This is a genomic window from Novosphingobium mathurense (genome assembly GCF_900168325.1).
Classification (GTDB): domain Bacteria; phylum Pseudomonadota; class Alphaproteobacteria; order Sphingomonadales; family Sphingomonadaceae; genus Novosphingobium; species Novosphingobium mathurense.
In genome coordinates, this window is the sequence record NZ_FVZE01000002.1 from 1 (window position 1) to 22269 (window position 22269).

Sequence of the window (22269 nt, forward strand, 5' to 3'; positions counted from 1 at the left end):
TCCTCGCTAACTCCAGTGCAAAACACGACGTTTGCACTCGCGCTAACTCCGACTAGGTCAACGTCCGGGCAAGGCGGCCGCTATCGGATGCGTACGTTCCTGATCGGCCTGTTCGCGTTGATCGGATTCTCGGTCTGGCTGGTCTTGCGGAAGTAGAAGACACACTGAGGCCACTCTTCAGCCTCATGATCTGATCGGGGCGCCATTCAACGGACTATGGGGTCCAACACCAATCCACTGCTAGATCCAGTGAGGCGGGCATGCAGGTTGTAGGCCTCATTTTCGGTTAGACATGCCACACAATCTGCGGCGAGCCGAGCATGCGGGGCGCCTTGGTTATCTTCCCAGATGTAGCGCATTCGCATTGGCAACAAGTTTGATTTTTTCGCTTTGCCTTCTCGGAGGAAAATTTCAAAAAGCTCGCGAATGATGCGCTTTTGCCCATGCTGCTGGGCATGTAGCGCTGGTAATCCAATAACGTAGTGACGAGCGAAGAATTTTAGCAGACGGACCTCATCTGCTGAATTGGGGTCGATAATTACTGCTTTCCCGTCGCAAGTTTCTGCCAAGCGCGCAGCGCGCACATAATGCCCAATCAACAGAGAACAAAAGTTTCGGAGTTGCCTGCGTTGCTCGCGGGTGCCCTCATAGGATTCCATAGTCATGGCATAGAAAGGCGAAATCTTGCGACGAATACGATCGAGCGCGCTTTTGAGGCGGGAATTTGCATCGGCCGGCCATTCAGGATCTTTCGACCAGGCGGCAGAGGCGCCCTCGATCAACATCGGCTCCGCCTCCACAGCGGTGATCCTGCCCCACGGTATAATCCCTACCCGATGAAAATCTTCCAAGTCATGAACGGAGTAAGCAATATCGTCCGCCCAATCCATTAGCTCTGCTTCAGCAGTCTTGTAATCGCCTCGACAATGCTCTCGAGCCCATTTAAATTCTCGTTCTTCAGTTTTATAGGCAGACCACTTTTCTGTTTTCTTAGCGTCGGAAAGATCGCGTAGCCAAGGATACTTGAGGGTCGCTGCGAGTGTTGCTCTTGTTAGATCTAGGCCAGGAGCGTCGCGCCCCCATCGGACCGCCAATTTGGTGATAATCCGAAATGTCTGCGCATTACCTTCGTACCCATCGGAGGCGGCATCCGAGAGTTCTCCGCCACACTCGACCGGATTTCTGACGATGCGATCCAATTCTGTTTCAGCAGCATGGCCAAACGGGGGATGCCCAAGGTCATGTGCGAGACAAGCCGCCTCCACGACTTCAGGGTCAAGACCATGCATCCTCGTCTCAGCAACCTGAGTGCGAACGAGGTTTTCAGCTAGCCTTCGGCCAATTTGGGCAACCTTATACGTATGCTGTTGGCGGGTATGAAAGATATCCAGCTCGCCGGCACGGACAATCTGCGTAATACCGGCCAAACGGTGAAATGCGGACGAGTATAATACGCGGTCTCGGTCGCGCTCAAAACTGAGGCGCTGATCGAGTTGCGACGGGTCGTCAGGAATGTGGCAGCGCGAAACCCGCAGCTCGTCCAGCGATAGCAATGTAGAGACTCAGTTAGGCAGCTTCGGCGAGATGATCCAACGCTACGACCATGCCATCCGGATCAAGGGTTATTTTCCGACGCTCAAGCGCTCTCTGAAGCGCCTCAATTACATTTTTCGTTTCGTGGTTGCCAGAGAGAGTTTCGATCAGAACTCGTGGATCGATGCTACCCTGCTCGCTGCTGCTAATGAGCGCCAGGATCTCTTCGTCTTGCGGGGGGACGTCGTTTTCCATGGTGCTCTCCTATGCCACGAACAAGTTAAAAGTTCCCAACGAGGCAAGCTCGTCGGGCAACTCGTCAGATTTATCCGACGAATGAGTCGAGATTGAGTCCGATTGCCTGTCCAGCGCATCATTGGGCGACCCTGCGCGCTTGTTGAGGCCACTGGATGGAATCAGCTTTGGAGTCCTGAGTCAAGAACCTTCCCCTGATAACCCATCCGGTCTTCGAGACCTAAGCAGCTCGAAACCATGCAGTCGGAAGTAATTTCGCAGAGAAGCTCAACGGCCAGCATGGGAATGGGAGGGGACCAAGCCGCCCCCTCCCACCCTGGAGTGTGAAGCTGGACACGGGGCTCTCCACCAGCTTCACGAGCAAACCGGAATTATGCCGGGGTGATGCCAATCAGCTTGCAGAAGCTCTGGCCATGAGCGAAGCCGACGTCGGCCCTCAAGCGCGCCCAGAAACCGATCTGGCCGTTCGCCGCATAGGTCTGATCAAGGCGGATGATCGTCAGCTGCTCGCGCATGCCCACAATCGCCTCGGAGAAGTTACCCATGAAGACGGTCGAAGCATCGGTTGCGGTGCCCTGCGTCTGATCGATCGGAATCGACGTGGTCGACAGCTTTGGAAGCGTATCGATCGGTGACGGCATGCTAAGCGGGTTGTTGTTGCCATCCTTGAGCTTGCGGTAGGTTCGGGCAGTTCGAGGATGCCAGATCGCCGCCGTCGGTGCCGCAGCGTTGTCGACTTCCATCTCATAGAGCATGTCGAGCCAATCATCCCAGTCAGTCGGTACGGCGCCATTGGTGCCCATGCTGACCGAGTTGATGTTCGGCGTCGTGAACAGGCCGAGCGGTTCGTTCGACGAGCCCGAACCGAGCAAGCAGGCGCGGTCCAGTTCGGTCGACAGAGCTGCAGTCAATGCGCGGCTGAGAATTTCCGCGACGTTCACGCTGTCCTGCAGCAGCTCATATGGGACCTTAACGAGGGTCGATAGCGACTTTGGCGTCATGGTGATCGCCCCCAGCACGATATCCTCATCGCCAATGCTGTCGTTTTCGCCACGCCAGGTCGCAGTGGGCTCACCATCCAGTCGCACCATGCGCGTGGTGCCTTCAAGCATCATCGTTCGCGCGCCGGCCTGGATGAAGGTCGATTTCGCCCTCAGACGATCGATGAATTCCCTCGTGATGTGCTCAGGCACCGTGTAGCCGCCGGCGGTGTCGGTTCCCGACTCGAGGGCGTTACGCACCTCCTGCCTCTTGGTGCCGAGGAGCATCCCTTCGAGGAGTTCACCCATCGAAACTGGTAGCTTCGTTTCGCTCGCGATGCGCTCATCGGGGGCGTAGAGCTTGATCGGTTCTCCGGTCTTCGCATTGCGCCAGACGTCCGGCTTCGCCTCGGCGACACACCCACCGAGCGCTTCGCTCGCGATCACGCGGTTCTCGATCTCCCGGTCGATCACATCAAACCAGGCCATGGCGCCATCGTAGACCGGCTGGTCAACCGAACTGTCCCAGTCACTACGTCCGGTGAATTCGTGGGTCCATGCTCGGACATCCCCTGCCAGCCGCCGAAAATCGGCCGGATGTGAGGACTTCGCCTTGAGCGAGTTGAAACGCTGTTCGACGTCCTGAAAGAATGGACCGTCAGCGCGCATCAGGGCGCCGTTGTTCTTCGCGATCACTTCGCGGGTTTCCTGGAGAGATTGCCTCATTTCGAATTCCTGTCCTGAGTGCCGGGCTCAACAGCAGCCGACACGAAAAGGGGAGCAGCAGTTCTGCTGCGTTCGTGCCGACGCGTGAGCCGAGACACAAAGGGCGCTCGGTGGAGGCGTCTCGCGCTTGAACCGGAAAGGCCGGGAAGCGCGCCAATCGAGGAGAACATTACAGGAATATCCCGTCCGCAACAACGTGTCATTGCACTGAATTCGTGGGGATAAGTTGGACTTCCATGCGGTCAGCAATGTCCCGCAGACGTTCGACTGCAGCGAATGGCCCCAGGATTTGGCACAGGATCTCTACCAGTGCCGCGCCCGCCAGGTCAGCCTGATCCGTGGATCCGAGGCCTAGAGCATCGCAAACTTCCAGGACGGTAAGAGACACCGAACGGCTTGCCGCAACGAAGACATCATCAGTCATTTCCATGATCATACGATCTCCTTCAGTCACCGAAGAACTCGTCTGGCTCCTCATCGTCGAGGAAACTTGGCGCACGCGATCGGTCAACCGGTGTTGCAGCCAGCTTTGACAAAATGGCGGAGTAGACTTGCACTTCATTGATGGTCAGGCCTTGAAATTCGATCAGTTTGGCACGCTGGATCGCCGCGAGGTCGACGAGCGGCCGATCGGATTCAACGAGCCACGGCAACTCGTCCTTGAACATGCGCCACGCACGCCTTTGCTTGGCATTCAGATATCGCGATGGCTCCCCGAGCAGCGGAGAGGTTGGGTCATTGCGGCCAGCATGGCGACCTGGGTTCTTCGATGTGGCGCCGGTTACCTTTGCAACCTGCGGGGGTAAGCGATGGCTCATTTCGTCCCTCTTTTCATGGAATTGCACCGTGGATGCGAAAATTAAGGTTCGGGATCGGTCCTACGAATGGATCCGCCGAAGTTGCAGGCCTCCCCCCCGGCCGTCGTGACGTCCGACCAGACCAGGCGCCCGTCGCCGGCCTCGATGATCCAGCCGCGCGACAGGCCCATGCGCTGCAGTGCCGGGTTGAGTGTGTCGGGTTCGGGTAAGGGTGGGCGCTCGATCGGCTCCGCTGGCACTGCGGGAAGCGCCAGCATCAGGACTGGCTGCGGCTTGGGACGATTGCGCCAAGCCAGCTCGTCTCGCGTCTCCGCTTCGATGACCGGCACGATTTGCGAATGATGGGTGCAACGAAGCTGCGCCGCGCGACAACCCATCTCCAAAAGATCTAGCGGCACATGCTCGAGCGCCTTAGTGGCGACAGCAATCCAGTCGCGCACGTCGCCGTCTGTCATACCCGCAGGCTTCACGAGTGCCAGGCACGACGCGACAAGTGCGATCCTTTCCGACCTTGCGCGAACCTGCTGGCTCCTCTGCAACTGTCGGGGATCATTCTCAAAGCCGGAGTGAGTAACGGCATTCATCGCACATTCCCTTCGATGAAATCCAGATGCTCGAAGCCTAGGGCAATCGCTTGGTCGAGTGCGGTCCCATGACCACTGGCCAGGCCCATGCCGATCTCGCGCACTGACTTCCTGTCCGTCCGCGACCTGCCACTGCGTCGGTCAGAGTTTCTGCCCTCGTCGTCAGCCTTCAGCACCCAATTGCGCCAAGCTGCCTGCCAATCTTTCTTTCGACTGTTCGGCCCAGCCGTGCTTGCAGCCCAGTCCCGGAAACGGTCCAGTTCCCGCTCCAAGGCGCCGTTTCGCCAGGATGCAACCGCATCGGCAGCACTCCCGGTCAGCGGTTCAGGCTCCCAATCGGCTGGCAAAAGGGTCGCCTCACGTGCGCGGGGTTTCTCGGTATTCGCGGGGGTATGGGGGCGGGGGTGTTGGTGGGGGGTCTGGGGGGAGGAAGAGGGGGAGGGGGAAAGGGGGTCTGTCCCGGACTCTCCTTGGACCGTCCCCGGATTGTCCGCGGACTGTCCTTGGACGCGGCGCGCGGCTCGTTCGTCCCGCTTCCGCTTGGCATCTCGCGCCCTGCGTTCTTCCGCCACCGCTTCTCGTGCAGCGATCTCAGCATCTTTTGCCTCGATCGCCTCAACCGCCAGCGCAATAGCCTCGGCTGGGGCACCCAAAGCAGCCATGGAACGAATGAGGTCCGCAATGCTCACCGGCCACCTCCAAACGCCAGTGCAGCGAGTTGGACGGCCAGTTCCGGGCGAACCGACAGGTTCTGAATCAGGTGGAGAGCTTGGTATTTGGCGAGCCCGTTGCTCGCACATAACTCGCCATCACCGGTTGCGCGGGCTGGCTGAGTTTCACTAAGTTGTTGATTCTTGGCGCACCCGACAGGATTCGAACCTGTGGCCTCTGCCTTCGGAGGGCAGCGCTCTATCCAGCTGAGCTACGGGTGCAGTGGACGGGCGAGTAGCAGAGGCCGCAGGCGGTTTCCAGCGCCAAATCACGAATTTGGTGACGCTCTTGCCCCCTTTCCCCAGTCTGCATCGCAGTGGCGCTGCATCGAGGAGGAAAAGCGGCCTTATCCTCCGGGCTTCACGGGTTAGGAAATTGGCAAGCGGCGCAGCGGTAATAGGCCGGAGATGGACAGGACTTCCAAAGCGCACGGTAGCAACGGTACGAATGGCCGCGCGCCCGATGGCCAGAGGCCTCGGCCCGGTCGGCCAAATTTCGGCAAGGGCACCGGCAATACGCTCAGCCTGAAATGGTCGGCCCTGCATGATGCCGCCCAGGCGGTGGCCACAATTGCCGGCGCAGCGCCCGAAGTCGCCGTCGATGAAGTCAGGCGTTTCCCGGTCTCCATGCGCGAGGCAGGCGGCTGGCGGCTCCAGCATGCCGAACAGGGAATCGCGGATCTGACCTCGATCATGGAGCCGGGACTGTCCGCCCTGTTGGCGGCTCTGGCGCGTGGGGCAAACCCTCAGGCGGCGGCACTGGCGTTGTGGAACGAGTTCCTCGAGGCGCGCAATGCCCTGCTCGAACTCCTGCCGCCCGAGCGGCAGTCGGCACGCCGTCCGAGCTGAGTCCCGTCCGGGTCCGGTTGGATCGGGCTTGCCAGTTCTCTTTATGTTCCTATTATTGCCGGATGGCCGATACCGATTCCCCCGGGTTGATTCCGCAGACCGATCCCGGTTCCTTCGCCGCCCCCGATGTCGTTCGCGGCATCGGGCGGCTCTTTGCCCGCAACGATATCTGGTGCCTGACCGAAATGCCGCTGCGCTGCGGGCGGCGGGCCGACCTTATGGGCATAGATGCCAAGGGGCATGTGGTGATCGTCGAGATCAAGGTCAGCCGGGCAGACCTGCTGGGCGACGGCAAATGGACCGACTACCTCGATTACTGCGACCGATTCTACTGGGGCCTGCCCCCGTCGCTCGATCGCTCGCCGCTGGAAGGAGAAGCCTTTCTGCCAGACAAGTGCGGGGTCATCGTCGCGGATGGCTACGACGCCGAGATCCTGCGCCCTGCCCCCTTGCGACAGCTTGCCGCCGCGCGCCGCAAGGTGGAAGTCGAGCGCCTCGCGCGCGCATCGCTGCGCCGGCTGGTCAACATCGCCGACATGCACACGTCGCAGTGGGGCGGGTGATCGCGGCCAGCCCCGTTTGAGGCCCCGAAACACCCGGATTTCAGGGCTTTATCGGGGTTACTTCCCTGCCTGCGAGCCGCGCGAGAATCGCCCGCTTTCCCTTGGCCGGCAACATCGGCCAGTCGGCGATTTCGTCCATCGTACGCTTGCACCCAAGGCAGAAGCCGGAGCCCGGATCGATCCGGCACACGCCGGTACAGGGGGATGGCACGGAGTTCATGGGCGCGCTTGAGCAGGTGACGCAAAAAGCGGCAAGCGCAATTTTCTTGCGATTTGTTGCAATGCACCCTAAAGGAGCCGCCGTAACCGGCGCGTGGGTTCCAGCCCGCCGCAGTCCGAGAGCAGCGTGAGGTCGTTGCGCGTCAACCGCGCGAAGACCGGCCCGGACGAGCGGTTGCCTTTGAACCAAGCTTCCTTCTTCACGCAGGGTCGCCCGAAACGAACCCTTGCTGTGTTCGCGGGCAACGGTGCTCGCGCGCTCCGCACTTATTGAAAGTGACGTATGTCCTATTTTTCCGAACTTGGCCTTGCCGAGCCCATTCTTCGCGCGCTCCAGACCAAAGGTTACACCGATCCCTCGCCGATTCAGCGCAAGGCGATTCCTTCGCTGCTGGAAGGCCGCGACCTGCTGGGCATCGCCCAGACCGGCACCGGCAAGACCGCCGCGTTCTCGCTGCCTTCGCTGCATCGCCTGGCCGCCGATCCCAAGCCGCGCAACAACGCCGGCTGCCGCATGCTGGTGCTTTCGCCCACGCGTGAGCTGGCGGCGCAGATTGCCGACAACATGCGCGGCTATGCGAAGTTCCTGAACCTTTCGGTGCAGTGCATCTTCGGCGGCGTACCGGTGGGCAAGCAGGCCCGCGCGCTGGAGCGCGGCTGCGACATTCTAGTCGCCACGCCCGGTCGCCTGCTCGACCTGATCGACAACCGCGCGCTTACGCTTCGCCATGTCGAGATCTTCGTGCTCGACGAAGCCGACCAGATGATGGATCTGGGCTTCATCGTGCCCCTCAAGCGCGTCGCCGCACTGCTGCCCAAGCAGCGCCAGAGCCTGTTCTTCTCGGCCACCATGCCGCAGGCGATCGCGGAACTTGGCAAGCAGTTCATCAACAACCCGGTGAAGGTCGAAGTCGCGCCGCAGTCGACCACGGCAGAGCGCGTCGAACAGTACGCGACTTTCATCAACCAGGCGGAGAAGCAGGCGCTCCTGACCCTGCGCCTGCGCGAAGGCCTCGCCCCCGATGCGGCTGAGAAGGCCGAGCACGGCGCCATCGACCGCGCGCTCGTCTTCACCCGCACCAAGCACGGTGCCGACCGCGTCGTGCGCCATCTGACCGCTGCGGGCATCCCGGCCGCCGCGATTCACGGCAACAAGAGCCAGGCCCAGCGCACCGCCGCACTCGGCGGCTTCCGCCAGGGTACGGTGCGCGTCCTCGTCGCCACCGACATCGCTGCGCGCGGCATCGACGTTTCGGGCGTGAGTCACGTCTACAACTTCGAGATCCCGAACGTACCGGAACAGTATGTCCACCGTATCGGCCGCACTGCACGCGCCGGTGCCGATGGCGTCGCGATCAGCTTCGTCGCGCCTGACGAAAAGCCCTACATCCGCGACATCGAGCGCCTGACCCGCATCAAGCTGGCGCCGCTGCCGCTGCCCGAGGACTTCCAGAAGCAGGCTGCCCGCCTTCCCGCTCCGGCCCGCAAGGCACCGGCCCAGCCGCAAGGTTCGGGCAAGCCGCGCGGGCAGCAGGGACGTGGTGGCGGCAGCCGCGGCGGTGACGATCGTCGCCGCGACCGGCCCCAGGGCGATCGCCCGCGCGGCGAACGTCCGCATGGCGAGCGCACAGCCGGCGGTGAACGCCCCCGTCACGATGGCCAGCGTTCAGACCGCCGCGCCGAGCACGCCAGCGAGGAAGGTGGCGAGCGCAAGCGCCGTTTCCGTCCGCGCGGGCCAAGCAGCGTCGGCGCGCACAAGGGTAAGGTTCGCCGCGCAGGCTAGTCACGCCATCGCCCAACAGGCATAAGGCACGGTAATGCCAGCGAGCTTGGGTCCGGGTCCTTGGGCGGTGATCGCCTCCGCTGCCGTCATGACGGCAATCGTCGGCGCACGCTACCTGATAACCTCGGGCCTGTTCGCCCTGATCACCCATCGGGTCCGCCCGGGTCTCTACCGGGGCCTGCGCGGACAGATCGGCCGGGAGATCGGCTGGTCGATGCTCTCTGCGGCGATCTACGGCATTCCCGCCGGGATCGTCGCCTGGGGCTGGCAGGAGCGGGGCTGGACACGGATCTACGCCGATCCGCAAGCCTTCCCGCTGTGGTGGATGCCGCTCTCGCTGTTCCTCTATCTCTTCCTTCACGATACCTGGTTCTACTGGACCCACCGCTGGATGCATCGGCCCGTTCCGTTCCGGATCGCCCATGCCGTGCACCACGCCAGCCGGCCGCCGACGGCCTGGGCGGCGATGAGCTTTCATCCCGTCGAAGCCGTGACCGGCGCAATCGTCATCCCCGCCCTCGTCTTCTTCGTGCCGATTCATGTCGGCGTGCTGGGACTTGTCCTGCTGATCATGACCGTCATGGGCATCACCAACCACATGGGTTGGGAGATCTTCCCGCGGTGGCTCGTTCATTCGCGCGCAGGGCACTGGCTGATAACGGCCAGTCATCACAACCGCCATCACGAGTTCTATCGATGCAACTACGGGCTCTACTTCCGATTCTGGGATCATCTTTGCGGGACCGACAAGGGCCTATCGGTGCCCTGACGCTGGCCCTTTGCCTGCCGCTGGCAACGGCGGCAGCGCCCGTGTCGCGCATCGACAAGGCCGACGTTTCGGCCACGGTCACCGATCTGCGATCCGTCAAGGGGCAGATCCTCGCCTGCCTGACAACGCGGCCCGATGCTTTCCCGGACTGCGCGAAGGACCCGCATGCCCTGACCCGCATCGTTCCGGCCGGGGCCGATGTCCGCATCGATTTCGGAACCGTGCCTGACGGGCGCTATGCCATTGCGCTCGTCCATGACGAGAACGGCAACGGCAAGCTCGACAAGAGCCTGATGATCCCGCGCGAAGGCTTCGGCTTCTCCCGGGATGCGCCGGTGCGCATGGGACCGCCCAGCTTTGCCAAGGCCGCCTTTCCGGTCGAGGGCGAGGACGCCCACGTCTCGATCCGCATGCGCTACATCCTGTAAATCGGTAATTTCTTCGCAGGAAGATAACAGGCGCGCTTAGCGCTTGCCCGCCGCGCGGCAGCGGAATACCCCCGGGCAGTGGTACAGGGAAGCAGCGAAAATCAGGGCGCAGGCAGCGTCGTAGCCGATCGGCCCGGCGGCAAGCGCGAAGGTGGCACCTTCTCGCCGTTTCGCTACCCGATCTTCCGGGCGATCTGGATTGCCAACCTGTTTTCCAACATCGGCTCGACCCTGCAGTCGGTCGGTGCTGCCTGGCTGATGACCGAGCTGACGCCGTCGCACCAGCTGGTCGCGCTGGTGCAGGCATCCGCAACCGTTCCGATCCTGCTGATCGGCGTCTTTGCCGGGGCCATTGCCGACAACTACGACCGGCGCCTGGTGATGCTGGTCGCGCAAGTCGGGATGCTGCTGGTCTCCAGCATTCTTGCCGGTCTTGCTTATGCCGGCTTGATCGATCCGATGCTGTTGCTGGCCTTCACGCTGACCGTCGGGATCGGTACCGCGCTCAATTCGCCGGCATGGCAAGCCTCGGTGCGCCAGCAGGTCCATCCCAGCGAACTGCCGCAGGCGATCGCGCTCAATTCGATCTCGTTCAACATCGCCCGCTCGGTCGGACCGGCCCTTGGCGGTATCCTCATATCGCTGTGGGACGTGTCCTTCGCGTTCCTGATCAACGCGGTAAGCTACATCGGCCTGATCGCCGTACTGCTCTGGTGGCGCCCCCCGCCCCGCCAGATCGAGCGGCGGCCGATCCTGCCCGCAGTCGGCGTCGGCCTGCGCTATTGCGCTACCTCGCATCAGTTGCGACGCATCCTCATCCGCGGCTTCGCACTGGGCTTTTGCCTTGCCGCCTATCAGGCGCTGCTGCCGACGGTGGTCAGCGACCACATCAAGGGCGACGAATTCGATTTCGGCCTGATGCTGGGCCTGTTCGGCATCGGCTCCATCTGCGCCGCCCCGTTCGTGCGCACGATCATCCGCCGGATCGGGCTGGAAGGCATCATCCTGGCAGGCTCGGCGATCTTCGTCGTCTCGCTTTCGATGCTCGCCGCGACCCACGATATTCGCTACGCCCTGCCCGCCGCATTCGTTTCCGGCATGGCCTGGGTGCTGATCCTCACCACGCTCAACACGGCCGTCCAGATGCGCTCGCCGGACGAGATCCTGGGTCGCTGCCTGTCTATCTACCAGGCCGTGACTTTCGGCGGCATGGCCATCGGCTCATGGGTGTGGGGCGCCGCGGCCGACTGGCGCGGCCTTCCCTTCGCGCTTCATGGAGCTGCCTCGGTCCTGGCGATTTCCTTCGTGATTCTGCGCTACCTGGCACCGATGCCCAAGCCCGGCGAAGGCGTGCTGCGCAGCCAGTGACGCAATAGGAACAGCCGGTCGCAATCGCGGCGGGTGCCGCCGTGCCCGGCCCCTGTGTCGTGACCTGCAATGCCGGTGCAACTGAGCCCGACAGACGCCGGACACGAAAAAGGGGAGCGTTTCCGCTCCCCTTTTCCTGAATTCGAATGGCTGTGAAGCCAGTCTGACGCTTAGCGCTTCGAGAACTGGAAGCTGCGGCGTGCCTTGGCGCGGCCGTACTTCTTACGTTCAACGACGCGGCTGTCGCGGGTCAGGAAGCCGGCAGCCTTGACGGTGGCGCGCAGGGTCGGCTCGTACTTCGAGAGCGCCTGCGAGATGCCGTGCTTCACAGCGCCGGCCTGGCCCGAGAGACCGCCGCCCTTGACGGTGGCGACGACGTCGTACTGCTCTTCACGACCGGTGATCGCGAAGGGCTGGTTGATGACCAGACGCAGGGTCGGACGCGCGAAGTAGACTTCCTGGTCACGGCCGTTGACGATGACCTTGCCGGTGCCGGGCTTCAGCCAGACGCGAGCAACGGCGTCCTTGCGGCGGCCGGTGGCGTAGGCGCGGCCCTGTGCGTCGAGCTCCTGCTCGCGCAGCGGCGCGTTCGAGACGGGGGCAGCCACGACGGTTTCGTCAGCAGCGGCGACTTCGCCGAGGTCCTTGAGGTCGGACAGGCTCTGGACGGTATCGGTATCGGACATTACGCGCCCACCTTGTTCTTGCGGTTCATGGAAGCGACGTCGAGCGCTTCGGGCTGGGTACCACCGTGCGGGTGCTCGCTGCCGGCATAGACATGCAGGGCGCGCATCTGGTCACGGCCAAGCGGACCACGGGGGATCATGCGCTCAACGGCCTTCTCGAGCACGCGCTCGGGGAAGCGACCGGCGAGGACCTTGTCCGCGGTGACTTCCTTGATGCCGCCGGCATAACCGGTGTGCTTGTAGTAGGTCTGCTGCTTCAGCTTGTTGCCGGTAAAGCGGACCTTCTCGGCGTTGATGACGACGACATGGTCGCCGCAATCGACGTGCGGGGTGAAGCTCGGCTTGTGCTTGCCGCGCAGGAGGTCAGCGATGACGACCGCGAGACGGCCAACCACCAGACCTTCGGCATCGATCAGATGCCACTTCTTTTCCACCTCGGCCGGCTTGATCGACCGGGTGACCTTCGTGAGCGCCTTCATGGCTGGTCTATCCCTATAGTTTCGTGCGAGCACCGCAAGAATCGCATGAGCGCGAATCTCCCGGTGCGCGGGAAGGCGGCCAATTCGTCGAAAAAAGGCTCTAAGTCAAGCTGACTGCGGGATTGCAGAGAGGTAACATGATACCGTTAGGCATTCCCGGCGATCACCGCGAGCCATGCAGCGGTGCCTGCAGCGGCCGCATCGCAGCGCCAGCCGACAACTGCCGGTTCCTCGTAGGGATGGATCTCGGCAAGGCGCTTGACCGCCGCATCGAGCAGGTCCGAATTGGTCTTGAGCAGGGCCCCGGTCTCGCGACCGGTGCCCTTTTCGCCGTTCCATACGAAGACGGAAGTTATCGGCCCCAGCACATTGCCGCAGGCGATCAGGCGCTCGTCCAGCAGCAGGTGAATGGCGGCGAGCGCGGCTTCATCGTCGGGGAACGGGCACCAGACCAGCGCCGGGACCGGTTCGCCCGCCATTCCCGTCAGACCCCGAGGCCGACCATGTCGCGGCGGCCCAGAATGTGGACGCCCCAGACCGTCACGGCCACGAGCAAGGCTGCGCAGAGCTGGTGCGCGACGGCGATCCACAGGGTCACGCCCGACCACACGGTGAAGATGCCCAGCAGGATCTGGATTCCGAAAGCGCAGTGGATGGCCACCGAAGTCCCGCGTGCACGCAGGGCGCGCATGTGGCGGGCCAGTACGACAAGCACGGCAACGACGGCCCATGCCCACCAGCGATGGATGAAATGGGTCATGTAAGGGTCGCTGAACAGGACATGGAGCGGTCCCAGCCCCCATTCCACGCCATCGGGAAAGAGGCTGCCCTGCATCAGCGGCCAGGCCTCGGCATTGAACCAGCCGGAGCCCGCGACGTAGCCGGCGCGAAGCCCTGCGACCATGGCGCCCATGAACAGCTGGAAGGCCAGCATGGACAGGACGATCCCGCCGAATCGGGTCACGCGGGCCGGCGGCTGGCCGAGCCGCAGTTGCGCAAGGTCGAGTGCGGTCCAGATCAGGCCGCCCAGCGTGACCAGCGCGGTGATGAGATGCGCGGCAAGGCGGAAGTGGCTCACCCGGTCCAGCGCTTCGGGAGACAGGCCGGACGACACCATCCACCAGCCGACCGCACCCTGCAGTCCGCCCAGCGCGAGCAACGCGAGCAGGCGCGGCTTGTAGCCGAGGGGAATCGTGCGCTTGAGCCAGAACCACGCAAGCGGCAGCGCGAAAGCAAGCCCGATGAGGCGTGCAAGCAGGCGGTGCACCCACTCCCAGAAATAGATGAACTTGTACTGCGCCAGCGTCATTCCGGCCGGGCCGTTCACCTCGAGATACTGCGGGATCTGCTTGTAGCCGGCGAATTCCGCCTGCCATTGCGCCTCCGTCAGTGGAGGCAGTGCCCCGGTGATCGGTTTCCACTGGGTGATCGACAGACCGGATTCGGTCAATCGGGTGATCCCGCCCACCGCGACGATGAGGATAACGAGGGCTGCCACGCAAAGCAGCCACCGAACCATCGGCGTGATATCGTCTGATGTGCCTATTATGGGGCGACCGTCTGCGACTCTCATGGCGCAACTCCCTGCGGTTTTGCGACGACTTGCGCAAGGCCCTGCGTGATTCGGCAGCATTGGCCCTTGATTGATGTTACAACATTACATATCTGCATGGCCATGCGCAGCGCCCTGTTCTCGATTCGCGACCGGCTTGACCGTGCAGGTATCGTCCTGAGCGGCCTGTGTGCCGTGCATTGCATCCTCGGCGTGATCCTTGTCGGCATTCTCGGCCTGGGCGGCGAAGTCCTGCTTTCCCCCGCCATCCACCGCTTCGGTCTTGCCCTGGCACTCGTTGTCGGCCTTGTCTCGCTCGGTTTCGGCGTGATGCGCCACGGCCGCGTCGCCCCCCTGATCGTCGGCGGTCTCGGACTGGCGCTGATGGCCATGGCGATCGCGGTGGGCCACGGCCTGCCCGAAGCGGTGCTGACCGTGCTCGGCGTCGCCCTCGTAGCCATTGCCCACATCGCCAACTTGCGCAGTCACGCCCACTCCTGAGCCGCGTCGGTCTTGCGCTGAGAAACAGGCACGCTATCTGCGGGGACATGGCCGCAGAACTCACGCTCACCGTCAATGGCGAACCGCGCCGGACCGCTCCCGGCTCGAGCATCGCCGATCTCGTCACCAATCTTGGGCTGGATCCGAAGAAAGTCGCGGTGGAGCATAACGGCGAAATCGCCCCGCGCTCGACCCTCGCCGATGTGCAACTGGGCGATGGCGACGTGCTGGAGATCGTCCACTTCGTCGGCGGCGGCTGACACGCTGCTGCGCCGCAGGCGCCCTGCCCGCCACCGCGTGCCGGGACAAAGCGGCAAATACGCCTGACACCTGCAAGCCTTGTAACCCCCGCCCTTCCCGCTTACCGCGCGTCTCCGAAAGGAAGCGAACCTTGACCGATACCTCCGCAGACACCTGGACCGTTGCCGGCCGCACATTCCGCTCACGCCTGATCGTGGGCACCGGCAAGTACAAGGACTTCGAGCAGAACGCCGCCGCGGTGGAAGCTTCGGGCGCGGAAATCGTCACTGTCGCGGTGCGCCGGGTCAACATCTCGGATCCCAAGGCGCCGATGCTGACCGACTTCATCGACCCGAAGAAGATCACCTACCTGCCCAACACCGCAGGCTGCTTCAACGCCGAGGAAGCAATCCGCACCCTGCGCCTGGCGCGCGAAGCGGGCGGCTGGGACCTGGTGAAGCTGGAAGTGCTGGGCGAAGCGCGCACGCTTTATCCCGACATGCGCGAAACGCTCAAGGCGACCGAAGTGCTCGCCGCTGAAGGCTTCAAGCCGATGGTCTACTGCGCCGACGACCCGATTGCTGCCAAGCAGCTGGAGGAAGCGGGCGCGGTAGCGATCATGCCGCTGGGCGCGCCGATCGGTTCGGGCCTGGGAATCCAGAACAGGGTCATGATCCGCCTGATCGTCGAAGGCGCCAGCGTCCCGGTCCTCGTCGATGCCGGCGTGGGCACCGCATCGGACGCTTCGGTGGCGATGGAACTGGGCTGCGAGGGCGTGCTGATGAACACCGCGATCGCCGAAGCGCGCGACCCGATTCGCATGGCACGCGCGATGCGACTCGCCGTCGAGGCCGGTCGCGACGCCTATCTCGCCGGACGCATGCCGACCCGTCGCTACGCCGATCCGTCGAGCCCGCTCGCGGGACTCATCTGAATCCCGCGAGTCCCTGCTGGAATCTTGCTCAATCGTTCTGCGGCGACCTCCGTTAGCCAACGATTGCATAGTTAACGCATTGGTAAACACTTGATGGTTAACTCGTTGACGCGAGGGGGAATACTTCGCGTCATCGGGACGACGATCATGTCTTACGCAGGCACGGCCACTCTGACGATCAGCGAACTGCGGGAGTTCGCCAGCTTTTCTGCAAGTGAACAGCGCTACATCCGGCGCAGCCTCGATGTCGGGCTTGGCCGCCAGGACGCCTTCAAGCTCTGGGCGCGCGACGCCGACGAGTTCAGCTCGATCCGCCGCCAGTACGTCGCTTACCAGGACCTCAAGGCCCTGCGCGCGATGCGCCCGGACGACAGCCGGTTCGAGGATCTGGAAACTTTCATGGGCAAGCTCGTGCGCATGTCGGCCTTCGACCTGGCCCAGGAACGCATCACCACGTTCTCGGCCTATCGCTTTCTTTACGAGCGCCTGCTCGGCGCCTGGGCCCGGCCCTGGCTGCCCGGCGCATTCTGCGGTGCGGCCGCCCTGCCGCAGATCCGCCCGGACCGCCGCAAGGTGCTGCTCCACTCGATCAGCGAAGCCGCGGCCACCGCGCCGGGCTGGTCGGACCGCGAACCCAGCTTCTATCCCGAGTTCATCGAGAAGGAAGCCGCCTGAAGGCCGATAGGGGTGACGCCGTCACCCCCGCCTCGACCTGATCAGTTGCGCTTGCCGAGCGTCTTGCGGATTTCGTCGCGCCACTCCGGCCCTTCGACTTGCGCCAACAGCGATATGTCGACCGGTTCGCGCAAGACGCTGCCCTGTCGAAGCGCGATGCCATAATCCTGCCGCCCGAAGGTTCCGGGCAACATTCCCAGTCCCTCATCGTCACCATTGCGCACCATGTAGCGCAGCAGCGGCTCGTCATAGACGAACGCGTCGATCTTGCCCGCACTCAGCGCGGCGAGCCCCGATTGCACGTCTGGATAACCGGTGAAGCCGATCCCCTCGCCGGTCAGCCAATCGTCGGTTGCCGAGCGACGGATCGACCCCACGTTGACCCCGGGCAGGTCGTCCGGACCGGCAACCGCGCCTGAGAGGCGCCCCGCCGTCAGCGAAGAAGCGATCATGCCGGTAAAGGTCGAAATGATAAGGATTGCAGCGAACATCCAGACCAGGGCGATGGCCTTTCCGGCCGGTGTGCGCGGCGCCTTGTCACCATAGCCGACCGTCGTCATCGTCACGGCGGAAAACCAGAAGCCCGATCCGATCCCCTCGGGTCCTTCCGCAAACTCATCGGGATTGTGGCGTCGTTCGACCAGCCAGAACAGCAACCCCACGATCAGCAGCAAGGCCGACAGCGCCAGCACCGCCTTGAGGAAATCGAGCGTGAAGAAATTGCTCATCAGCGAAAGCCACGTGCGCGGCGACTTGTGCACGGCGATCCCGAATCCGGTGGGATAGAAGGGGTGTGTGAAATCGACCTTGGCTTCGCGAGCGGACGTAATGGTCAGCGCGCCGACACTCGCATCGTACCGACCGTCGGCGCCACCATCGATCATCCCGGCAAGGTCGGATTCGACGAAGCGGTAGTCATAGCCGCTTTCGGCGGCGATGCGCCGCCACAGGTCGATCGCCAGGCCGCTCCAGTCGCCGTTGGGGTCCTTCATGGCGAAGGGCGGCGCTTCACGGGTGGCGACGATAAGCTGGTCCTGTTCCTGTGCCGCAGCGACACTTGGCATCAGGGCCACGGCCAGAACGGCCAAGATAAGTCTGAGAAAGGTGGATGAGCTTTGCGGTCTGCAGGCCAGCGTTCGATCTCCCCTGTTGCACTCTGGTTAAGCTGCCGAGCGTACAGCCTAACATGAAATGGCCTGCTTCCGCACAACGCCCCGAATTGGCCAAATGACCGCTGAGCCCCAACCCGCGATGGCTATCCGGCAGGCTTCACCTATATCTGCACCATGACTGACGCCGAAACCGACGCTCCGCCAAAGACTTCGCCCGGATTTCCCACCTTCGGCCTTGCGCCCTGGTCGATCGCCGTTCCGCTGCTGGCCATTGCCGCCCTCGCGTTGGGCAAGCCGGCCGGCATCGGCGTGACCGTCGCCCTTGCCCTCGTGCTGGGCGGGGCGATCATGTCGGCGGTCTATCATGCCGAAGCCATCGCCCATCGCGTGGGTGAGCCGTTCGGCACCCTGATCCTGGCCTTTGCGGTTACCGTGATCGAGACTTCTCTGATCGTCTCGATCATGTTGAGCGAGGGCGCGGGGGCGCAGTCGCTGGCACGCGACACGGTGATCGCCGCCATGATGATCACGATCAACGGCATCGTCGGCGTGTGCCTGCTGATGGGCGGCCGACGCCACCACGAGCAGGGCTTTACCCAATCGGGTGTCAATCACGGCCTTGCCATGGTCGCGACGCTGTCGATCCTGACCCTGGTCCTGCCCAATTTCACGACGAGCGAGCCCGGCCCCTTCTACAATGCCAAGCAGCTTGCCTTCGTCGCGGCGATATCGCTGATTCTCTACGCCACATTCGTCGTCGCGCAGACCATCCGGCACCGCGACCACTTTCTTTTCGACGATCCCGAAGGCGTCGACCACCATGCGGAAGTACCGCGCAACAAGGCCCTGGCCGCCGGTGTCCTTCTGCCGCTGGCGCTGATCGGCGTGGTCATGCTCGCCAAGGCGCTATCGCCCTCGATCGAGGCCGGGGTCTCGGCCATCGGCGCGCCGCACGCGATGGTCGGCATCATCATCGCCGCGCTTGTCCTTGCCCCTGAAAGCTTCGCGGCCATCAGCGCGGCCAAGGCGAACCGCGTCCAGACGAGCCTCAACCTCGCGATCGGGTCGGCCCTGGCGACCATCGGCCTGACGATCCCGGCCGTCGCCCTGACCTCGCTCGGCATGGGACTCGATCTCGAACTGGGTCTGTCGATGAAGTCGATCGTGCTGCTCGGGCTCACACTGCTCGTGGCGACGCTGACGTTGAGCACGGGCCGCACCACCATGGTGCAGGGCGTGGTCCACCTCGTGATCTTCGCGACCTACCTGTTCATCACGCTGGTGCCGTGATCAGCGGCCCCCGTCCGGCCCGGTCTCAGTTGCGATAGAGAACGTCGATCCGGTCGCCGTAAGCTTCGCGCACCTTGTGGCGGCGGATCTTGAGGCTGGGTGTCATCATCTCGTTCTCGATCGAGAAGGGCTCGTCGGCGAAGACGAACTGGCGAACCTTCTCGATGACCGAGAGTTCGGCATTGACCCGGTCGATGGCCCCGCGGATCGCGTTGCGAAACACCGGCAGGTCCTGCAGGGCCCTGATGTCGAAGGGAATATCGTTCAGGCGGCTCCACTCCAGCGCCCAGTCCGCGTCAGGCACGATCAGCGCGACGACGTAGGGCCGCCGGTCGCCGCTGACCATGGCCTGCGCGATCTCCGGCTGCAGGGTCAGCATCGATTCGACCTTCTGGGGCGAGATGTTGTCGCCCTTGTCGTTGACGATCATGTCCTTCTTTCGGTCGGTGATCTTGATCCGACCGGCATCGTCGAAATGGCCGATGTCACCGGTATGCAGCCAGCCGTCGATCAGGACGTTCGCCGAGGCCGCCTCGTTCTGCCAGTAACCGCGCATGACCAGTTCGCCGCGGGTCAGGATCTCGCCGTCCTCGGCAATCCGGACCTCGACCCCGCGCAGGGGCGGGCCCACGGTGTCCATCGCCAGCCCCGCGGCGGGGCGGTTGCAGCTGATCACCGGGCCGGCCTCGGTCTGGCCATAACCCTGCAGCAGCGTCAGGCCCATCGCATCGAAGAACACTCCGATTTCGGGATTGAGCGGAGCGCCGCCGGAAACCAGCGCCTTGATCCGCCCGCCGAAGCGCGCCCGGATCTTGGGCCGCAGGGTATGTTCGAGCAGCAGGTCCAGCGGATAGTCGGTCAGGCGCCGTTGCCCGGCCGCCTTGCGAGCCCCGACGCCGAGCGCCAGATGCATCAGCCGCGCGGGCAGGGCGCCCTGCTTTTCCACCTGCTTCATGATCCGCGTGCGCAGGACTTCGAAAAGCCGCGGCACGACGACCATGATCGTCGGGCGCACTTCCTCGATATTGGACGCCAGCTTGTCGAGCCCCTCGGCGTAGTAGATCTGTCCGCCCAGACCGATCGGAAAGAACTGGCCGCCGGTATGTTCGTAGGCGTGGCTGAGCGGGAGGAAGGACAGGAAGGTCTCTCCGGCATCCCAGCCGAAATCGTCGCGGATGATTTCCGCCGCGCCGGCGATGTTGGTCAGCAACATGCCGTGATGCTGGCGCACCCCGCGCGGCGCGCCACCGGTTCCGCTGGTGTAGATGATGCAAGCCAGGTCCTGCCGGGTGACATCCACCAGCCGCGCCTCCACCTCGGCGCGGGCGGCCACCGGATCGCCGGTCAGGAGCGCGGCCCATTCGTGCGTATCGTAGACGCCGCCCTGCATCCCCGGAACCCGCTCCATGCCCACGACATGGCGGCACAGGTCGGTCTGGACGATGGCCGGCAAGAGCTGGCGGGACAGCTTCTCGGTCGAGACGATCGCCGCCCGTGCACCCGAATTTTCCAGGATGTGGATGTGGTCGCGCACGGTGTTGGTCGTGTAGGTCGGCACGGTGACGCACCCGGCAGCCATGATGCCGAGATCGGCGATGCACCATTCGGGCCGGTTCTCCGAGACGATGACCACGCGGTCGCCCGCCTTGAGCCCCATCTGCCGCAGCGACTGCGCGATCAGGCAGACCTTGCGCGCAACTTGCGCCCAACTGAGCGAAACCCATTCCCCGTCGCGCTTGGTCCAGAGCATCGGGGCGTCGCCCAGGCCATCCGCACGCGCCAGGAACAGTGAAACGATGTTCGTACTCTTGTCGAAATCGGCAAGATCCATGTGTGGCATCCGCTCCGGTATAACTCGTCAGGTGCCGGTCTAGGCGGGCAGGCGAGGACCGGCAAGGCTCGCCTTCACGCTGTCAAAACCCCCGAGATCGCTGCAGGTTCGCCAGCCGGCGACCCGGCAGGGAGTGCCCGCCGCGAAAGGAGCGGAAAGCCCGGTCGTCCGGGTTACGTGGTTCCTACGGCCTCGGCGACGGTCGCGAACCCGTCGCGCTTCATCAGCCGCTCCAGCCCCTTGCAGATCGCCTTGGCGATACCCGGACCTTCGTAGACCATCGCGCTGTAGAGCTGCACGAGGCTGGCCCCGGCGCGAATGCGCGCCCAGGCATCCTCGGCCGTGGCAATCCCACCGACGCCGACCAGCGGCATCGCCCCGCCTGTCGCCTTGCGGAAGTCGCGCAGGCGCTGCTGGGCCAGGTCACGCAGCGGCGCGCCAGACAGGCCGCCGCTTTCCCCGGCATGAGGAGAGGAGAGGGGAGGCCGGGAGATCGTGGTGTTCGAAACGATCAGTGCGCCGAGCTTGCGGTCGATGGCAATGCGCGCGATCGCATCGATGTCGGCCGGTTCCAGATCCGGCGCGACCTTGAGGAAGATCGGCGGCCCGTCGGCACCGCAAACCGCGCCACGCGCCTCGATCACGGAATCGAGCAGACCGGTGAGGGCCGATTCGTCCTGCAGCGCACGCAGGCCCGGGGTGTTCGGGCTGGAAATGTTGACGGCAAGGTAGCTGGCGAGCGGCGCCATCAGCCGGGCCATCGTTGCATAGTCGGCCACGCGGTCGACCGAATCCTTGTTCGCGCCGATATTGATGCCGACGACTCCGGGCCTGCCGAGCCGCGCTTCGAGCCGTTCGACCGCCGCCTGGGCGCCGCCATTGTTGAATCCCATGCGATTGATCACCGCGCGGTCCTCGACCAGGCGGAAAAGACGCGGTTTGGGATTGCCGCTTTGCGGCAAAGGCGTGATCGAGCCGACTTCGGCAAATCCGAAGCCGAGGCCGAGCAGGGCGTCGGGAACTTCGCCGTCCTTGTCGAAGCCGGCAGCCATGCCGACCGGATTGGCAAATTCGATCCCTGCGACTCGCGTGGCGAGGCCGGCTGCAAAGCCGGGCGCCTTTCTGGCCGGTGCATGCTTCAGGGCCTTGAGCGCAAGGCCATGGGCCTTTTCGGCATCGATTCGGAACAGGGCGGGACGAACAAGAGTGTAAATCACGGGGCTCCGCATAAGCTTGGAAGGGAACGATCTCAAACGCTTCTTTTCCGCAAGACAGCATGAAAAATCGATTGTTGTCTGCAACCTGTTAGGCGCTCGTGTCGCAATTCTACAATAAATTAGCGCGGTCGCAGCATACATGAGACCTGCGACCCGAAGGGCTCGTA

Annotated in this window: 25 protein-coding genes and 1 tRNA gene; 11 read left to right on the forward strand and 15 right to left on the reverse strand. The window is 63.6% G+C overall.

Features of this window, described 5'->3' with window-relative positions:
* Positions 1-206 precede the first annotated feature (206 nt).
* The 7 genes from B5483_RS06725 to B5483_RS06755 form a co-directional block, all read right to left on the reverse strand.
* Complete coding sequence (locus B5483_RS06725) at positions 207-1553, reverse strand: deoxyguanosinetriphosphate triphosphohydrolase family protein (RefSeq protein ID WP_217698197.1); 1347 nt, start codon at positions 1551-1553, stop codon at positions 207-209.
* Positions 1554-1566: 13 nt separating this feature from the next.
* Positions 1567-1788 carry a hypothetical protein gene (locus B5483_RS06730; protein WP_079729910.1) on the reverse strand — a complete coding sequence of 74 codons (222 nt, stop codon included), beginning with the start codon at positions 1786-1788 and terminating at the stop codon, positions 1567-1569.
* Positions 1789-2159: 371 nt separating this feature from the next.
* The gene (locus B5483_RS06735) at positions 2160-3494 is read right to left on the reverse strand and encodes a phage major capsid protein (RefSeq protein WP_079729911.1); all 1335 of its coding nucleotides are present in this window, start codon (positions 3492-3494) and stop codon (positions 2160-2162) included.
* A gap of 199 nt (positions 3495-3693) precedes the next feature.
* Positions 3694-3930 (reverse strand): hypothetical protein, encoded by a 237-nt coding sequence (locus B5483_RS22800; RefSeq protein ID WP_176167971.1) that lies wholly within the window; start codon positions 3928-3930, stop codon positions 3694-3696.
* Positions 3931-3940: 10 nt separating this feature from the next.
* On the reverse strand, positions 3941-4162 hold the full coding sequence (locus B5483_RS23360; protein ID WP_079729912.1) for a hypothetical protein: 222 nt from the start codon (positions 4160-4162) through the stop codon (positions 3941-3943).
* Positions 4163-4353: 191 nt separating this feature from the next.
* The gene (locus B5483_RS06745) at positions 4354-4767 is read right to left on the reverse strand and encodes a hypothetical protein (RefSeq protein ID WP_245828871.1); all 414 of its coding nucleotides are present in this window, start codon (positions 4765-4767) and stop codon (positions 4354-4356) included.
* Between the two features lie 984 nt (positions 4768-5751).
* Positions 5752-5828, reverse strand: a tRNA-Arg gene (locus B5483_RS06755).
* A 186-nt stretch (positions 5829-6014) separates the two neighbouring features.
* Here B5483_RS06755 and B5483_RS06760 point away from each other — a divergent pair.
* On the forward strand, positions 6015-6455 hold the full coding sequence (locus B5483_RS06760; RefSeq protein ID WP_139383933.1) for a hypothetical protein: 441 nt from the start codon (positions 6015-6017) through the stop codon (positions 6453-6455).
* Between the two features lie 62 nt (positions 6456-6517).
* Positions 6518-7018, forward strand: a complete 501-nt coding sequence (locus B5483_RS06765; RefSeq protein ID WP_054945856.1) for an MmcB family DNA repair protein — start codon at positions 6518-6520, stop codon at positions 7016-7018.
* A gap of 40 nt (positions 7019-7058) precedes the next feature.
* Here the strand turns inward: B5483_RS06765 and B5483_RS06770 are convergent, their stop codons facing one another.
* Positions 7059-7238 carry a DUF1289 domain-containing protein gene (locus tag B5483_RS06770; protein WP_079729914.1) on the reverse strand — a complete coding sequence of 60 codons (180 nt, stop codon included), beginning with the start codon at positions 7236-7238 and terminating at the stop codon, positions 7059-7061.
* Between the two features lie 282 nt (positions 7239-7520).
* Here B5483_RS06770 and B5483_RS06775 point away from each other — a divergent pair, with 282 nt between their 5' ends.
* The 4 genes from B5483_RS06775 (at position 7521) to B5483_RS06790 (ending at position 11585) form a co-directional block, all read left to right on the forward strand.
* Positions 7521-9020: a DEAD/DEAH box helicase gene (locus B5483_RS06775; protein WP_054945855.1), complete on the forward strand. Its 1500-nt coding sequence runs from the start codon at positions 7521-7523 to the stop codon at positions 9018-9020.
* A 34-nt stretch (positions 9021-9054) separates the two neighbouring features.
* On the forward strand, positions 9055-9789 hold the full coding sequence (locus B5483_RS06780; RefSeq protein ID WP_079729915.1) for a sterol desaturase family protein: 735 nt from the start codon (positions 9055-9057) through the stop codon (positions 9787-9789).
* Positions 9790-9830: 41 nt separating this feature from the next.
* Positions 9831-10217, forward strand: coding sequence for a DUF2141 domain-containing protein (locus B5483_RS06785; RefSeq protein WP_079729916.1), 387 nt, complete (start codon positions 9831-9833; stop codon positions 10215-10217).
* A gap of 78 nt (positions 10218-10295) precedes the next feature.
* Complete coding sequence (locus tag B5483_RS06790) at positions 10296-11585, forward strand: MFS transporter (protein ID WP_079729917.1); 1290 nt, start codon at positions 10296-10298, stop codon at positions 11583-11585.
* 170 nt (positions 11586-11755) lie between these two features.
* Here B5483_RS06790 and rpsI read toward each other — a convergent pair whose 3' ends face one another.
* From rpsI to B5483_RS06810, 4 genes are all read right to left on the reverse strand, one after another.
* Complete coding sequence (rpsI, locus tag B5483_RS06795; RefSeq protein ID WP_054945851.1) at positions 11756-12271, reverse strand: 30S ribosomal protein S9; 516 nt, start codon at positions 12269-12271, stop codon at positions 11756-11758.
* Positions 12271-12750, reverse strand: a complete 480-nt coding sequence (gene rplM / locus B5483_RS06800) for a 50S ribosomal protein L13 (protein WP_054945850.1) — start codon at positions 12748-12750, stop codon at positions 12271-12273. The genes rpsI and rplM overlap by 1 nt, the downstream gene beginning before the upstream one ends.
* Before the next feature lie 146 nt (positions 12751-12896).
* Positions 12897-13229, reverse strand: coding sequence for a divalent-cation tolerance protein CutA (cutA, locus tag B5483_RS06805; protein WP_079729918.1), 333 nt, complete (start codon positions 13227-13229; stop codon positions 12897-12899).
* Between the two features lie 5 nt (positions 13230-13234).
* Positions 13235-14323, reverse strand: coding sequence for a COX15/CtaA family protein (locus tag B5483_RS06810; RefSeq protein WP_079729919.1), 1089 nt, complete (start codon positions 14321-14323; stop codon positions 13235-13237).
* A gap of 102 nt (positions 14324-14425) precedes the next feature.
* Between B5483_RS06810 and B5483_RS06815 the strand changes: the two genes are divergently transcribed.
* From B5483_RS06815 to B5483_RS06830, 4 genes are all read left to right on the forward strand, one after another.
* Positions 14426-14803 (forward strand): MerC domain-containing protein, encoded by a 378-nt coding sequence (locus B5483_RS06815; protein WP_079730320.1) that lies wholly within the window; start codon positions 14426-14428, stop codon positions 14801-14803.
* Between the two features lie 47 nt (positions 14804-14850).
* Complete coding sequence (gene thiS, locus B5483_RS06820) at positions 14851-15063, forward strand: sulfur carrier protein ThiS (RefSeq protein ID WP_054945847.1); 213 nt, start codon at positions 14851-14853, stop codon at positions 15061-15063.
* Positions 15064-15194: 131 nt separating this feature from the next.
* Positions 15195-15977, forward strand: coding sequence for a bifunctional sulfur carrier protein/thiazole synthase protein (locus B5483_RS06825; RefSeq protein WP_054945846.1), 783 nt, complete (start codon positions 15195-15197; stop codon positions 15975-15977).
* A 147-nt stretch (positions 15978-16124) separates the two neighbouring features.
* On the forward strand, positions 16125-16652 hold the full coding sequence (locus B5483_RS06830) for a hypothetical protein (protein WP_054945900.1): 528 nt from the start codon (positions 16125-16127) through the stop codon (positions 16650-16652).
* A 41-nt stretch (positions 16653-16693) separates the two neighbouring features.
* Here B5483_RS06830 and B5483_RS06835 read toward each other — a convergent pair whose 3' ends face one another.
* A complete protein-coding gene (locus tag B5483_RS06835; protein ID WP_245828874.1) occupies positions 16694-17716 on the reverse strand; it encodes a transporter substrate-binding domain-containing protein in 1023 nt (340 codons plus the stop codon).
* A gap of 222 nt (positions 17717-17938) precedes the next feature.
* Here B5483_RS06835 and B5483_RS06840 point away from each other — a divergent pair, with 222 nt between their 5' ends.
* The gene (locus B5483_RS06840; protein WP_079729920.1) at positions 17939-19054 is read left to right on the forward strand and encodes a calcium:cation antiporter; all 1116 of its coding nucleotides are present in this window, start codon (positions 17939-17941) and stop codon (positions 19052-19054) included.
* A 25-nt stretch (positions 19055-19079) separates the two neighbouring features.
* Here B5483_RS06840 and B5483_RS06845 read toward each other — a convergent pair whose 3' ends face one another.
* Both B5483_RS06845 and B5483_RS06850 read right to left on the reverse strand, forming a co-directional pair.
* Positions 19080-20885: an AMP-dependent synthetase/ligase gene (locus B5483_RS06845; protein WP_054945845.1), complete on the reverse strand. Its 1806-nt coding sequence runs from the start codon at positions 20883-20885 to the stop codon at positions 19080-19082.
* A 173-nt stretch (positions 20886-21058) separates the two neighbouring features.
* A complete protein-coding gene (locus B5483_RS06850) occupies positions 21059-22114 on the reverse strand; it encodes a quinone-dependent dihydroorotate dehydrogenase (RefSeq protein WP_079729921.1) in 1056 nt (351 codons plus the stop codon).
* Positions 22115-22269 lie beyond the last annotated feature (155 nt).